General features: G+C 42.5%; 14 protein-coding genes. 10 read left to right on the top strand and 4 right to left on the bottom strand.

Annotated elements, in window-relative coordinates; translation table 11 throughout:
- Nucleotides 1–297 precede the first annotated feature (297 nt).
- The 4 genes from HME9304_RS03140 (at nt 298) to HME9304_RS03125 (ending at nt 6,562) form a co-directional block, all read left to right on the top strand.
- The gene (locus tag HME9304_RS03140) at nt 298–2,406 is read left to right on the top strand and encodes a histidine kinase dimerization/phosphoacceptor domain -containing protein (RefSeq protein ID WP_164674729.1); all 2,109 of its coding nucleotides are present in this window, start codon (nt 298–300) and stop codon (nt 2,404–2,406) included.
- Nucleotides 2,399–3,136 (top strand): response regulator transcription factor, encoded by a 738-nt coding sequence (locus HME9304_RS03135; protein WP_112377208.1) that lies wholly within the window; start codon nt 2,399–2,401, stop codon nt 3,134–3,136. Before HME9304_RS03140 ends, HME9304_RS03135 begins: the two co-directional genes overlap by 8 nt.
- Before the next feature lie 194 nt (nt 3,137–3,330).
- A complete protein-coding gene (locus HME9304_RS03130; RefSeq protein ID WP_112377207.1) occupies nt 3,331–5,667 on the top strand; it encodes an RICIN domain-containing protein in 2,337 nt (778 codons plus the stop codon).
- Nucleotides 5,668–5,848: 181 nt separating this feature from the next.
- On the top strand, nt 5,849–6,562 hold the full coding sequence (locus tag HME9304_RS03125; protein WP_112377206.1) for an SDR family NAD(P)-dependent oxidoreductase: 714 nt from the start codon (nt 5,849–5,851) through the stop codon (nt 6,560–6,562).
- 506 nt (nt 6,563–7,068) lie between these two features.
- Here HME9304_RS03125 and HME9304_RS16875 read toward each other — a convergent pair.
- Complete coding sequence (locus tag HME9304_RS16875) at nt 7,069–7,206, bottom strand: hypothetical protein (protein ID WP_164674727.1); 138 nt, start codon at nt 7,204–7,206, stop codon at nt 7,069–7,071.
- A gap of 540 nt (nt 7,207–7,746) precedes the next feature.
- On the opposite strand from HME9304_RS16875, the gene HME9304_RS03120 reads away from it, so the two are divergent.
- The 6 genes from HME9304_RS03120 to HME9304_RS03100 all read left to right on the top strand — a co-directional run bounded on the left by HME9304_RS03120 (nt 7,747) and on the right by HME9304_RS03100 (nt 12,514).
- A complete protein-coding gene (locus HME9304_RS03120; protein WP_112377205.1) occupies nt 7,747–8,085 on the top strand; it encodes a single-stranded DNA-binding protein in 339 nt (112 codons plus the stop codon).
- A gap of 68 nt (nt 8,086–8,153) precedes the next feature.
- Complete coding sequence (locus HME9304_RS03115; protein ID WP_112377204.1) at nt 8,154–8,603, top strand: JAB domain-containing protein; 450 nt, start codon at nt 8,154–8,156, stop codon at nt 8,601–8,603.
- A gap of 50 nt (nt 8,604–8,653) precedes the next feature.
- Entirely contained in the window at nt 8,654–8,821 is a 168-nt protein-coding gene (locus tag HME9304_RS16870; RefSeq protein ID WP_164674725.1) for a hypothetical protein, read from the top strand.
- A 490-nt stretch (nt 8,822–9,311) separates the two neighbouring features.
- Nucleotides 9,312–9,896, top strand: a complete 585-nt coding sequence (locus HME9304_RS03110; RefSeq protein ID WP_112377203.1) for a BfmA/BtgA family mobilization protein — start codon at nt 9,312–9,314, stop codon at nt 9,894–9,896.
- A 2-nt stretch (nt 9,897–9,898) separates the two neighbouring features.
- Nucleotides 9,899–10,918, top strand: a complete 1,020-nt coding sequence (gene mobB / locus HME9304_RS03105) for a MobB family relaxase (RefSeq protein ID WP_112377202.1) — start codon at nt 9,899–9,901, stop codon at nt 10,916–10,918.
- A gap of 9 nt (nt 10,919–10,927) precedes the next feature.
- On the top strand, nt 10,928–12,514 hold the full coding sequence (locus HME9304_RS03100; protein WP_112377201.1) for a type IV secretory system conjugative DNA transfer family protein: 1,587 nt from the start codon (nt 10,928–10,930) through the stop codon (nt 12,512–12,514).
- A 13-nt stretch (nt 12,515–12,527) separates the two neighbouring features.
- Here the strand turns inward: HME9304_RS03100 and HME9304_RS03095 are convergent, their stop codons facing one another.
- Genes HME9304_RS03095 through HME9304_RS03085 form a run of 3 tightly spaced genes read right to left on the bottom strand, consistent with a single transcriptional unit; the run spans nt 12,528 to nt 13,999 of the window.
- Complete coding sequence (locus tag HME9304_RS03095) at nt 12,528–13,469, bottom strand: HipA domain-containing protein (protein ID WP_112377200.1); 942 nt, start codon at nt 13,467–13,469, stop codon at nt 12,528–12,530.
- Nucleotides 13,459–13,794: a HipA N-terminal domain-containing protein gene (locus HME9304_RS03090; protein WP_112377199.1), complete on the bottom strand. Its 336-nt coding sequence runs from the start codon at nt 13,792–13,794 to the stop codon at nt 13,459–13,461. The genes HME9304_RS03095 and HME9304_RS03090 overlap by 11 nt, the downstream gene beginning before the upstream one ends.
- Nucleotides 13,781–13,999, bottom strand: a complete 219-nt coding sequence (locus HME9304_RS03085; protein ID WP_112377198.1) for a helix-turn-helix domain-containing protein — start codon at nt 13,997–13,999, stop codon at nt 13,781–13,783. The genes HME9304_RS03090 and HME9304_RS03085 overlap by 14 nt, the downstream gene beginning before the upstream one ends.
- Nucleotides 14,000–14,128: the final 129 nt, after the last annotated feature.

Here is a 14,128-nt window from a genome sequence, read left to right as displayed (position 1 = left end):
AAAATCAATGCAGAATGAATTATGTAACATTATACTAAAGTAAGCTAAAACTACTTGAATGCTCCGATGGGTTTACGTAAAGGTACTCCATTCCAACTATTTTATTTTCAATAGACCCAGGATGATTATTTTGAAATGTTGAATCATTGATAGTTTGTTTTTCCGAAGGAGATACACAGATATAGCTATGACCTCTGACTGTAACAAGATATACTATCAGAAGTTAGTTCATAGGCTCGTGTATCAATCTATTTCATAAGATTATTTTCTATATTCATGCCTTTTACAATTGGCCCCATGAAAAATTGTACAGTATTCCTATGCATATTGATAACGTCTGTTTGCAGTGCCCAATCTTTTGACGATGCAAGACATAAAGTGGATAGCATATTGTCCTATCAGAATGATGGCAATGGGCAAGCGATAAAGGTACGGACACTTCTTGAATTGATAGAAGGGTATAATGTGATGCAAAGCGATTCAGTCCTGTACTACGCAGAAATTTTATTTGAGCTTGCTGAACCTGAAGATTTTTTACAGAAAGCAGAGGCAAATTTAGAACTCCAAAGGTATTATACCGAGCGTATAATTTTGGATAAGGCCGACAAACATAACAGGGAAGCGCTCAGATTGGCCAAGAAAGCGAGGGATAGTGCACTTATGTTTAGGTGCGAGTACACCAGAATTGCCATCTTCTTTAGAAAGCACGAAATGGATTCGATTGCCATCGCCATTAAAGACGCTGAAAAATTGATTGACAATGCCGGAGATGAGCTTCAAGTTGCCCATTTCTATCAATTGAAGGGACTATATTTAAGCAACAGGAATAATTTGGCAAAGAGTTTAGAGCAACACTTGGCGGCACTTGACATATATAAAAGGCATGGAGCCTATCGTTATACGGCGACCGCCTATGACAATATTGGGAATAACTACAATTCTGAAGGACGATTCAATGAAGCTCTCGAATATTATAAAGCGGGATTGGAACTTAACACAAAATACAATTATCCCCGCAAAATAGTGGGCAGTAGCCTAAATGTAGCTTCAACGTATACGGATTTAGGGGAATATCTTAAGGGCATAACATTATTGATGGATATTATTCCCCTGGCACAAGAGTTGAACGCAAACAGGCAGCTCGCCATGATATATAACAATCTTGGATACGCTTATGGTAAAAGTGGCTTTCAGAAATTGGCCATTGAGAACTATTACAAGAGTTTGGAAATGAGAGACAAGCTAAATGATAGGGAAGGTTATGTAACATCGGCCATAAATATAGCGGAAAGCTATATTCTTTCACGTGATTATAGCATCGCTGAAACATTTCTGGTCAAAGCCCATGCAACGGCCCGTACATTTAAAGTATATACACAAATACCTAAAATTCTTCGACTAACGGCAAAAATCGATTCAGCAAGGGGAAACTATAAGCAAGCCCTTAAAAGCTTTATGGCATCTTCCGCATTGAAAGATTCGTTGGACAATATCAGCGATCAAGCTACTTTAGAGGAATTACGTACCAAATTTGAAGTCCGTGAAAAAGAAAGTCGTATCAAAGAGCTCAATCTTCTGAACAGGGCCAATGAACTGGCCAAAACCAGAAGTAAGTATCGCAACTATACATTATTGGCCATATTAGTTTGCGTGATTGCAGGTGCCATGAGCATATATCTCCGTTTAAAAACCAAATCGAAGCTTACGGCACGATTGGCCGAGAAGAACGAACAAATTGAATCCAGTAATATGGAGCTTACCGAAAAAAGCTCGCAACTTAAAGATGCCCTAGCGGAACGGGAAATCCTGATCAGGGAAGTACACCATAGGGTAAAGAATAACCTACAACTGGTCACGAGCATGCTAAACCTTCAGGGAGGCTCTTCGAAGAATACAGAAATCCAAGATTTCCTGGAGTACAGCGGCAATAGGATACAGGCGATGGCATTGGTACATCAGACCCTCTACGACAATGATGATTTCCGTACCATAGACTTTGGTATATATTTAAAAAATCTTGTTCAGGCCATTTATGATTCCTTCTACTCCAAGGATAGCAACATTACCTATGATATGGATTGCCAGAATCTTTCTTTGGACATCGATACCGCAATTACATTGGGCATTATAGCCAATGAACTTGTTCATAACGCTTTTAAACATGCATTTACCGAAGACTCACGAGGACACCTCCAGATTCATGCATACAAAAAGGGTACAGTGCTTTATCTAAAGTTCGAGGACAACGGAAAAGGTTTTTCCGATACCCCCAGAGCCGAGTCTTTTGGGCTTGACCTTGTCAATATTCTCATAGAACAGTTAAAGGGTACTATTAAATCCGAATCCAATAAAACGGGCACACGGTACTTGATAACCATGCAGATTCGTAATCGCGAAAATGGATAGCAAAAATATTTTGATCGTAGAGGACGAACTTATCATTGCCAGGGACCTTGAACGCATCTTGACAACACAAAACTGGAACATTGCAGGGATCTGCACTACAACGGGCGATGCCATGGAAAAGATTTCGGTGTACGCTCCAGACCTGGTATTAATTGATATAGGACTCAAAGGAAGAAAAGATGGGATAGCAATAGGACGGTATTTGACCTTGAACACAAATATTCCCTTTATTTACATCACTTCATATACAGATAGATTGACAATAGATGCAGTCAATACAACATTACCTTCGGGATACGTGGTAAAACCTTTTAGGCCAGTTGATATCATCATGACCGTTGAAATAACTTTTGCAAGGAGGGATGCCGTTTCAATCCAAAAAATGAACCAGTTGGAAACTCCACGCAAGATTCCGATAGATTTGGAAAATGTAGCAAAATACATACGATCCAACCTCAATTCGCAGTTGACGGTGAACGAGCTTTATAAAATGTCCAGTTGGAGCAAGCACCAGTTCATAAGAAATTTCAAAAAGTACCTGGGGGATACACCCTATCAATATATTTTAAAATGCAGAATAGAAAAGAGCAAACAACTATTGCGCAATACGGACATGCCAATCTCGGAAATTGCCGTATCTGTCGGGTTCTTAAATCATTCAAGTTTCAGTACGGCCTTTCTCAAACTCGAGCAGCGGACCGCCGCAAACTATAGAGATACTTTTGGTTGATTCCCATCTAGGAAAATTTGGATTATCAATTATTCAAAATTGCGCTGTTTTTTTCAAAATAGCAGTTTCACAGAACCGTTTATCGAATTTTACGAGCATTTTAACGGACAAATCATAATAGGAAGCAACTTTATGTATGGTTCCGTTGCAAGTGCTATGTTATGGAATCCGTATAAACCTCTAAATCCTATTATATGAAGAATTTTACACTATCGATTATTTTTATTTTATTTCTGCCCATAAGTTTTCTTTCGGCGCAACAGGTCTTAAGATTGGATGCCAATTCCAGTTATATCAAAGGTGATGGTTCAGGTAACCAGGCCTGGGGTCCTGACATCACCATGAATGCCTTGAAAATCGACGGAACACCGGGGAAGTTGGCCTTTGAAACACAATTTGAAGATGACGGCTTTGGGGTTGCGGGGGGTAGATGGTTACAAATTGATTACTATAGAGTCTATCAAGACCAAGAAGTAAATGCAAGCGAAAAATTAATTATCGAATTTAGAGAACCTGTTACGGACGTAATATTGCAAGTGGGGCAATTGGATCCCAACGAGGGGTACTTGCGCAGCCCCAACAATAATTGTAGAGATCGTGAAGGTCGCACCAAAATAGATGAATCCGGTATGTATACCGCTTATAACGGTAACAATGAGATAATTGGTTCGGACTTGTTGGTACCTGATAATTCTATCGGAGGAAAAATACCTGGTTCCGCAGGTGGTTTTAATTTTGAAATCAAGAGTTCGAACGACCAGCCTATAAAGAAAATAGTTCTCGAAGCTACGCAGTGGGGCGGGGATAATGAGCTTGTCTGTTTAAAATATGTAAACTCATACAGAGATCAAAAAACAAATGATAGTGGTAACACCGAGAACAATTCTGATTTCAACGTAAGTGCGATAACCTACACAAAAGTCGATAACAATGGTCTGGAAGAGGTTTCTATAAACCAAGACGCTGTTATAGTCTCCAAAGCAAATCCAGGAGTTGTCCTTCAAGTGGACGATGCGGACAATAGAACAAGTGTCTTGGCAGAAGTTTGTTCTAATCAGGGTACCGTGTGGACAATCAGTGATCGTGGTAACGGGTACCATAAAATAATGAACGATTTTGCTAATAAGGCTATGGAAGCCTGGGCCCGTAATCCGGAAAATGGGGATGATGTTACTATATATTCATCAAACAATAAGAACTGGCAACAATGGGAAATTATAAATGTGGGCGATGGATATTTTAAAATTAAAGGTAGATATAACAACAGATTTATTACTTTAAACAATACCAACGTTACGGTTCAGGATTCGAACAATCAGGACAATCAATTGTGGCAGCTCATAGAACCGTCAGAATTTGAATGTAATGCAACTCAGGAGAACAGTGCGCCCGTAGCTGTTGATGATGGAGCTTTTTTTGGCAACCCGGATTTTACGGTTTCCGTAGGCCAGACCGTTACAGTACCATTCTCAGAGCTACTTGCAAACGATTCCGATCCTGATGGCGATGTACTTACCATAGAGGCCATAGAAACTATTAGAGGGGGTTTTCCTAGGATTGTGGGGAATTCTGTTGAATTTACAGGTATAAGTGAAGGAGTAGGAGCTCTCTTCGGCTATTCCATAAATGACGGTAATGGAAATACAGCTTTTGCAACGGTAGCATTTCAGGTAACGGAAGGAATATCCCTTGGAAGCGAAAGTCTATCCGGCAATGATTTGAACATATCTCTTGGGACCGGCCCTATACAATGGGGGGATTGTACGGATATATCGGCCATTACAATAAATGGTGGGCCGGGAGAGCTGAACCTCGACAATGGAAGAATCGGTGTAAGGAACGGGAGGTTTGATAAGCAATTGGATTACGATGCAAACAGTGACAGTTCAGAACGTATAGAAGTTGAATTCAGTCGCCCTGTCGGTGAACTTTCTTTTACTTTGGGAAATTTGGAAACAAATGAAATCGGGGATGCCGATGAAGCCGGTACCTGGGAATTGCTGGATGCGGCAGGCAATATCATCGGCTTTGGGAATATTTCGCCTTTTTCTGGAATTGATGAAGGAAATAGCACTTATCGTTTCGAAACAAATGAAAATTCTGCGATTGCCAAACTTGTTCTGAAAGCTACAAATTATATAAATGATGGCGGACAGGTAAGTTTTGGCAATAATTCTGATTTTTCACTGATTTCCATAGATTATGTAATCTATGATGAATGTGATACTGGATCTTCCGTATCCCAAGTGACAGCATCCACTGTGGAAGAAAACGAGGCACCATTATTAGTAAGGCCAACTATATATCCTACAGTTTTTGAAAATACGCTCTCGGTCAAATTCCCATCTACAACAAGCACTAACAAATTTTCAATGACTATTTATGATATTACTGGGGTTATGGTATATCAGGATAAAAATTTGGAGAACAACGAAAAACCAATTGATGTAAGTAAACTGAAATCAGGTATTCATTTTGTGAATGTAAATGTTTTGGGAACTACTTTTTCTTATAAATTAGTAAAGGAGTAATTTCGTTTGACCGTCATGTTTCATAAAATTTGGAACGCGCACTGCTGTCCATGAAGGTTTATAGTATTATATGGATATTATTTTCTTTTTTTGGTCAAGAAAGTAAATGAGGTGCTGATTAAATAGCGATTGCTTATGGTTTGCCGAGAAAGTCATCTTCAATCAAATAAGAAATTTTAAAATGGACAAGATCGTTCTGATTACAGGAGTAAGCAGGGAGCTAGGCCTTGGATATGAGACAGCAAAACAACTAAAAGAAGCTGGGTACAAAGTTATAGCCACGGCGCGAGACCTCGCAAAGGTATCGGTGCTTGCAGACAAGATTGGTGTAACGGCCAAGGAATTGGACATTACAAATGATCACTCTATCAGAAAACTTTATAACGAACTTCAAGAAAAATTCGGTAAGATAGATGTATTAATAAATAACGCAGGCTCATTCTTTGACCAAGGTGGAAATCCACTAACGTCGAATATAGAATTTATAAAAGATGCCCTTGATACAAACCTCTTGGGTGCTTGGAGAATGATACAGGCTTTCCATCCCTTGCTTAAAGAAAGTGACCGACCGAGGATTGTAAATGTCTCGAGTGGTGCAGGTTCGTTCGGAGACGCAGTTTTTGGTCTTGCCCATCATTTCAGCAAAGTCCCTGTTTATGGTATTACTAAACTTGCCTTAAATGGTTTAACAGTAAAACTGGCAAGTCAGTTCAAAGACGGTAGCATCAAAATAAATTCCGTTGACCCAGGTTTTACGGCAACATATCCAGGGACGGAAAAATGGGGAGCGAGACCTGTCGAAGAAAGCGCGAAAGGAATTATTTGGGCGGCTACCCTTCCTGAAGATGGACCATCCGGGGGCTTTTTTAAGGATGGGGAATCAATAGATTGGTAGTAAATATTTGAAATTTTTAAGTATGATTAAGCGAAGCACATAAGTGGACAGTAAAGCTCTATATGGATTCTGTGGAATCATAAGCTTGATTTGACCGATAACATTTATGCTTTTGTCAAACAAAAGAGATTATACTGAAAAGAGGATTGGATTTTGGCAGTAATCTTCATCTCACCTTCCGCATTTGTATTCTATTTATTATTCGAGCCAAAAAGAGCTAGAAAAATACATACTAATCTTCACCAAAAGGAGGCTTCCAATAAGGGATGAACTCTGCAGGATTGTCGCTTCCCTTGCGAAGATATATGTAAGAGACAATCTTAGAATTCCTCAATAAAAAGTATAGCTCTGACTTATTGTGTATAAAGACCAGAACCTAAATTTTAAACAGCTTAGTTTATTGGGGTTTGAATGTCTTAGAAGTTTCATACTCACCGAATAGGTCACTTTCTATTATATTCAATAACATATATTTTGTCTCTTTGCATATAATTCTGCCATAGTATCTAAATCCCGTTCAGCACTTTACCACTCCATTGCATTTCGGATAAAGAGCCTCTCCGTAACAGGTCTTGGACACAATTCCCAATTTCAGCTTTCCATTCCGTTAGCCCTTCCGGCTGCACTGGGAAGGAATACTTCATTCCTGAGCAAAATTGTGAATTGAGTCCGCTTTCTAATCGGAAAGCCAAATCCTTGGTTTTTTAACAGAACCATCGGCAAAACCTTCTTAACCTTTGCTCGATACTTCTTAAAAACCAAGGCTTTGACTTGGTCATTTTAAGGGGTTTATAATGGATAAAGCCCTTGTTTGTTTTTCGGGGCATCGAAAAACAGGCATGCAATAAGCAATTCCAATCAGCACAGTCCCCCTGCACTCGCTTAACTTTCCGTACGCTCCCTTGTGTGACGGTGTGGAGGAATTGCTAATCACATTATGGAACTTGTCAAGACCCTGCAAGTTTTATAAAAAAATAAGGTTTCTACTTCCTTGAAAACCTACCTGCCTGCAGGCAGGTTTTACTACGTCGCAGACACTCCTGATTTTGTTCTAAAAGTCTTGACAAAACCCACTTTATCCATTGTGCGGTGCACGAAAGAAATCAAACAAACACCCCTTAAAATTTTAGTTCAATGGAACAAAAAAATAAAGGGGAAATCTTAATCATTTAAATCTTTTTATCATGAGTACATTAAGAAACAAAGTACAGTTGATCGGCAATGTGGGTCAAGACCCAGTAATTACCAATCTAGAAAACGGGAAGCGGGTGGCACGTTTGACCATGGCTACCAACGAACATTACAAGAACAATGAGGGGGAGCGTGTCACCAATACCCAATGGCATACCGTTATTGGGTGGGGGAAGGTGGCTGACATCATCGAGGGATTTGTGACCAAGGGCAAGGAGATTGCCGTGGAAGGGAAACTCACCTCCCGTTCCTATGAGGATAAGGAAGGGAACAAACGCTATGTGACCGAAGTGGTGGTGAGTGAGATTTTATTATTGGGCGGTAGTGAATAATCCAAAAAAGAGGGTGCTACATTACCTATATAGTGCCTTCTTTTCTGTTCACACCAAAAAAATAAATCATGGAACACACCGTAAATGAAATACAGATCAGTTACCGAGAGAAGCTCGGCACCTTGCAATCGCCCTCCCTTTCCAATTCCAATGAAGTGGCCCAACTGCTTTTTAAGAACTGGGACAGCAATACCATAGGAGTACATGAAACCTTCAAGATCTTGTTGCTCAACCAGTCCAACAAGGTCAAAGGAATATATCCCTTGTCCATTGGAGGAATATCCGCCACTTTGGTTGATATGCGAATCCTCTTTGCCATTGTATTGAAAACCTTGTCCGTAGGGATTATACTGGGCCATAACCATCCTTCTGGAGAAATGAAGGCCAGCGAGGCAGACCGTCAGCTTACCCGAAGAATCCAACAAGGGGCGCAGCTCTTCGATGTCAAGATACTGGATCATATCATCTTGGCTCCCGATGGACAGTATTACAGTTTTGCGGACAATGGGATTTTATAAGCTGCCCGTTTTGGATGAAATCATAAAATAGAAACTAGAAATCAGAAATCATGCAAACCCGTATAAGAAAAGTGCTGGAAATCCCGGCCAGAAAACGGCAGGGACATCAAACCAAAAAGGAGAGCAATGCAGAAAAGGTCTTTTTGTTGGTCATCAACCTTGGGGTCTTCCGATTTGAATACACCAAGGAGCAAACAATGCCCGAAGACTTCCAGTAGGAATGGTCGTAGAAAAGGCTCTCAAAAGAGGGTCTTTTTTTTGGTCATTCGGTCAATAGCTGACGTTTTGGATTTCCCAAAATGATGTTCACATAATATTTGATGCAAAACCCTACCAAATGTGCTTACTATGTGTTTTTGTCTTAGTGGGTTAGTCGCTACATTTATGTGGTGGTACTATGACACATGTACGGCATTGGATTTTAATCCCAACGGTGGACCGATTTGACTTTCCCAAAGCCCGTACAAACAAAAGATTTTTAGAACCGATGCAACTGGTTTTCAAACCAGGTTGTGCGCTGCTTTTTGGTCCTGCGGGGCAAAAAGGAGAAGCAAGAGGGTAGCGTGCTCGCGCAGCGCTACCGATCATGATTACTCCGTAAGGCCTCTGTTTATTGATGGTTTGGGGTATTGTTGAAAATGATGGCAAGAGGTTTTTAGCATAAAAGTGCTCTCAACCTAGTAAAACCAAGGAATTTTTAAGCTAAAAATGGATAAGGGATACGAAAAGGAACGATTTCGGACAGTGGGTATCAAAAGCTCAGTGCTCAAGAAGTTCAAAAGCTTTTCAAAACGTCAGGGAAAGTCACTGTCCATGACGATGCTTGCTATGGTGGAGTTCTTTGAACATAATGGGATTTCACCAGATGAGCGGATGCACGAGACCATTGCCAGCCTTAAACATTTGATTAAACGCCGTTTCAACGCCATGGTCGCCATCATGCGGAGTATCGAAAAGGAGCAGACATTGCCCACGGTCAGCATGATACAGGCCCTATTTGAACAGGAACTGGAGTCCGAAGGGGAGGAATGGGAAGGGGACTTTGATTTTATCGAGCAACAGTTGACGGAGACCAAACAACCCGAGGAACACGAACCATGGGACATGGAAATTACCGTCCCCAAGATCCGGTATGACCGATTGGAAGAGCAAATGGAAGCCTTGAAGAAGGATTTTACATATGTCCTGAACCAAGTGTCCGTTGTGAAGAACCGATTTGGAAAAGACCACCTCAAGTTGGACCTAAACTCTGGGGCCATTGAAAAATACCGTACAAAACTCAAAAACCTATAGGTATGTACATCGCTATAACACGACAACAATTGGGGGACAATTTTCGGGGAAGTGTCCAGGACTTTGTCAACTACCTGGAAAAGGAAAATGAAGGCAAATCCATGGATGGGCAAGAGCTGTACTTCAATCAAGAGGAAAACAATATTGATGCCGAAAGGGTCATAGCCGAGATCGATGCCAACACTGCTAAGCTTGGGAAACGGGACCCCAAGTTCTATTCCTTGGTTATCAGTCCCTCGCAAAGGGAACTCAAACATATCGGAGACAATCCGGAGAAATTGAAACACTATGCCCGGAAACTCATGAAAGCCTATGCAGCATCCTTTTATCGGGACAGGGAGGTGACCGTCAAGGATATATTGTATTTCGCCAAGTTGGAGCGGGAACGGACTTTTTCCGAACGGGACCGTGAGGTGCGAGAGAACCAGCCCTTTGCCACCCAAATTTTGGAACTCAAACACCAGATCAGGGATATGGAGCGTGTGGAAGGGCAAGGAAATATCAAACGGCTTCAGGACAAGGTACAGGTATTGGAAAGAGATGCGCCCCACCAACAAAACGGAAAACGTATCGTACCCGGAATGGCAAAGGAAGGCCACCAGAGCCATATACATATTATTGTCAGCCGTAAGGATGTGACCAATGCCCATAGCCTTTCCCCGGGATCCAAGTTCAAGACCTCTGAGACCATCCTCAATGGGAAAAGGGAAAAGCAGGGATTTGATCGGGATCAATTCTTTCGGGCCGCCGAAAAGACCTTTGACAAGCATTTTGGATACCGCAGGAACTTTGTGGAGACCTATCATGCCCGTAACCTCTTGGACAAAGATCCCAAACGCTTTTTTGCCCTGTTGTTGGGCCTTCCGACCAGTGAGAAGCAGGTGGCGCGCCAATTGCTCTTCAAGGCAGGGGTACGTGTACCCACCATCCCTGGCAATAAGGTACAGTTGGCCTATAAAGCCCTGATGCAATTAAAAAGAGGTATCGGAAAGGCCATGGAATCAGGAACGATAGGGATTTAAAACTGAGGTATGGAAGATATTGGATGGATACAAATTATGGTGGCGCTGTCTTTTGGGAGCGGGATTTCCTATGCTGCGATTAGATTTGTGAAGTATGGAGGTGCTGTGGTACCACTCATTTTAGTGCTATTGGCCACAATCAATTGGGCGTTATGGGGTATGGAAGGTTTGTTGAAGGGTCTGATGCTGTTATGGGCACCTCTTTTGTTCATACATACCGTTATTTTTGGTTTGGTGGGAAGTGGTGATGAATCCCAAAAAGAATCCAAGGTCTTTCAAGTGAAATTGAAAGTCCGTGGCCGTCCCTTGGTTCTTGGGAACATCCGTCGGGGAGTTTCTGTGATCGCCTCTGCGGGGAGCGGGAAGACTGAAAGTGTTATCTATGGGTTTTTGACGCATTTTCAAAAGGAGGACTTTTCCGGAATCATCCATGATTACAAGGATTTTGAGATAACGGAAATGGCCTGTCCGTTGTGGGAAGATACAAAAGTGCCTTTCCATATCGTATCCTTTGACCCTATTTATAACCGGGTGAACCCCATAGCCCCAAGGTACCTGCCCGATGAGGAAAGTGTGCACGAGGTCTCCCGGGTCCTTTTGGAAAACCTTATGGAGCTTAGGGATTCCGACGAGAACAGCACCTCCCGCTTTTTTAAGGATGCCGCGGAAGGGCTGATCAGTGGGTTGATTTGGCGATTGAAAAAGGACTATCCCGATTATTGTACCTTGCCCCACCTGATGGCCCTTTACCAGCAGTTGGGCATCAAGAGCCTGATCAAGTTCCTACGGGGCAACATTACCTCTCGGGCCATGGCCGATGCCTTTATCAGCGGGGTGGGGTCGGAGCGGCAGACTGCAGGGGTACTGAGCACCTTGGCCAATGCCATCAAAAAGATCAGTACCCGGAAGATATTCACGGTACTGTCCGCGGATGAGATTCCCTTGGATATCAATAACCCCGAGAACCCTGCTGTCATTGCCCTGGTGAACAATCCGCAAAAGGACGCCTCGCTCTCACCAGTGATCGCCACCATTATCCATACCATTTCCAAACAAATGTCCCAGAGACACCGGAAGCCCTCATTTATGTTGTTGGAAGAGGCTTCGACGCTTAGGCTACTGAACATGCACCGGATACCGGCTACTTTGAGGAGCTATGATATTGTTAGCCTTTATGTGCTGCAGGACAAGATTCAGAACGATATGATGTACGGCGAAAAGGCCAGTAAGGCGATTCTATCCAATCTGTCCTATCAGTTTTTCGGTAAGGTGAACAATCCCGATACCGCCAAATACTATGAACGTTTTTTTGAGATTGTTAAACGCCCCACACGGAGCGTGAGCAAAAGTTCAGGGCTGAGTCTGGAACGACGGATCACCGAAGGGGAAAAGGAAGTCTCCAAGCGGAGGGCCGAGGTGTTCTTTCGGTTGAAGCAGGGAGAGTTCGTGGTCTTTGCGGACGGGAAGGATCGGAAGGTACGGTTTCCAAAACCGAAGATTAGTAGGGAATTGCCCAAACCTTTAAAGGTTACGGAAAAGGATTTGGAGCAGCATTACCTAAAGGTGCATGGGGAAATCAAGTCGATATTTCAATAGGGAAGCTTTGGACCTATAGTTCCAGTTGTGCATAACGCTTCTCCAATACGGCCACGTATGCGGCCTTCATTTTTTTGGAAAGAAAGGAATCTTCCACCAAAGACATTGCCGTATCCCTATTTTTGGCCATCCGGTCAAATGTACCCTCGATCTGTTTCTGGGTGAGTCCCAGATCTTGGCCCAATTGTTCAAAATCACTGCGCTTGAGCTTCTTTTTTTTACCACAGATGGTGAGGGCCAGTTCTTCGGTGTCCTCTGGCAGGACAATGGTTACGTTCAATAGGTCATAAGCCTTGGCCAAGACCCATCCCGAGGGACTTTCGGTCATGGAAAAGTTTTTGAGGTGCATGTCATTGTTTCCTGTCAAAAAACAGAAGAGCGCCAGTTCAAAATAGAGCACCTTGTCCAAGAGGGTATTGCTCGAATAGGTATCCAGTGCCTTGCCCACTTTCTCCATGGAACTCTTGTACTTGTCAAAGGCCTCGGTAATCTGGAACATATCAATCATATGGATTTTTTGCCCATCCTCGGTCCGGTCAATACGTTTGGTGATATAGGAGAGCTCCCCCGATGCCAAACGGATCAAGGAACTGGGGACCACACGGATGCCGAACTGCTCGGCCATACACATGGTAAGATGTTCGTTTTCCGGCATTTCCGGATACTTTTCCGAAGGGGGCTTGAAAATAAACTGTCCCCCCAAGGCACCTACCACGGTCAATCTATTGTCCGATTCCGCTTTGGTTCGTCGGATCAGGGAAAGGGACAATTTGGGTTGTACACCGGGTACGGCAATACTGCGTTCCACCACATTCTTGGCCAATTCATCCATTTGGTCCAAGGTATATGGAATATGCGGGGGAGCAGGGGTGCCAAAGAATTCCTGGGAACATTTTTGATGGAAATCGGTTCCTGCCTCCACGGCTTTATAACAGTAAAGACATCTATGTGCCATCGGTTTCGGTTATAGGTTGAACACTTACGGCCCCGATACAGTTTTGGCAACAGGCCAACAAAAGGCCCATACGGTCGTTGGGGTTGATCTTCCAGTTTTTGGAAGCAATGTCCAATAACCAACCTTCTGGAATCAAGCCTTCAAAAAAGGGAAAGAGGCGATTGTCCACATACGGAGTTTCACTTACGGGCATCGTAAAGGTGATGAAGTCGGTGGGGTGTTCCCTTACATATTCCGGTCTGTACTGGAATACATAGTCCCCATCATCGGTTTCAGTGATTACCCCTGCCCATTGGTCTTTATAAAATACCTTACCCTGCCTCATGATTCAAATCTTTACGGTTTACGGGAGCAAGCTCATGACCGAACATGCGGAGGACCAGATTGACCTTGTCCATGTTCAGGTTGGTCTTTCCCTGTTCTATTTTACGTACCACGGTCAGGGCCACTCCCGCACGCTCGGAAAATTCTTCCTGGGTGAGGTTGACCTCTTTTCTTCGTTGTTTGACAAACGTATCCAATCGTTTCATTATATGCTTTTGAATATAAAAACGTTTAAAATTACAAAATTATATGTAATTAGATATAATAATGTTTAAAAATATCAAACTATACGTATTTGCATATAAAAAAAAGAAATATAACGGGATTAAACGTAA

The organism is Flagellimonas maritima, from assembly GCF_003269425.1.
GTDB lineage: Bacteria > Bacteroidota > Bacteroidia > Flavobacteriales > Flavobacteriaceae > Flagellimonas > Flagellimonas maritima.
The sequence above is the reverse complement of the archived record's forward strand: the minus strand, read 5'-3'. Positions and strand labels throughout refer to the sequence as shown.

What these genes read in the sequence shown, in the direction of transcription:
- HME9304_RS03140 (WP_164674729.1), top strand. Translation starts at nt 298, where the DNA reads ATGAAAAATTGTACAGTATTCCTATGCATATTGATAACGTCTGTTTGC.
- HME9304_RS03135 (WP_112377208.1), top strand. Translation starts at nt 2,399, where the DNA reads ATGGATAGCAAAAATATTTTGATCGTAGAGGACGAACTTATCATTGCC.
- HME9304_RS03130 (WP_112377207.1), top strand. Translation starts at nt 3,331, where the DNA reads ATGAAGAATTTTACACTATCGATTATTTTTATTTTATTTCTGCCCATA.
- HME9304_RS03125 (WP_112377206.1), top strand. Translation starts at nt 5,849, where the DNA reads ATGGACAAGATCGTTCTGATTACAGGAGTAAGCAGGGAGCTAGGCCTT.
- HME9304_RS16875 (WP_164674727.1), bottom strand. Translation starts at nt 7,206, where the DNA reads ATGAAGTATTCCTTCCCAGTGCAGCCGGAAGGGCTAACGGAATGGAAA.
- HME9304_RS03120 (WP_112377205.1), top strand. Translation starts at nt 7,747, where the DNA reads ATGAGTACATTAAGAAACAAAGTACAGTTGATCGGCAATGTGGGTCAA.
- HME9304_RS03115 (WP_112377204.1), top strand. Translation starts at nt 8,154, where the DNA reads ATGGAACACACCGTAAATGAAATACAGATCAGTTACCGAGAGAAGCTC.
- HME9304_RS16870 (WP_164674725.1), top strand. Translation starts at nt 8,654, where the DNA reads ATGCAAACCCGTATAAGAAAAGTGCTGGAAATCCCGGCCAGAAAACGG.
- HME9304_RS03110 (WP_112377203.1), top strand. Translation starts at nt 9,312, where the DNA reads ATGGATAAGGGATACGAAAAGGAACGATTTCGGACAGTGGGTATCAAA.
- mobB (WP_112377202.1), top strand. Translation starts at nt 9,899, where the DNA reads ATGTACATCGCTATAACACGACAACAATTGGGGGACAATTTTCGGGGA.
- HME9304_RS03100 (WP_112377201.1), top strand. Translation starts at nt 10,928, where the DNA reads ATGGAAGATATTGGATGGATACAAATTATGGTGGCGCTGTCTTTTGGG.
- HME9304_RS03095 (WP_112377200.1), bottom strand. Translation starts at nt 13,469, where the DNA reads ATGGCACATAGATGTCTTTACTGTTATAAAGCCGTGGAGGCAGGAACC.
- HME9304_RS03090 (WP_112377199.1), bottom strand. Translation starts at nt 13,794, where the DNA reads ATGAGGCAGGGTAAGGTATTTTATAAAGACCAATGGGCAGGGGTAATC.
- HME9304_RS03085 (WP_112377198.1), bottom strand. Translation starts at nt 13,999, where the DNA reads ATGAAACGATTGGATACGTTTGTCAAACAACGAAGAAAAGAGGTCAAC.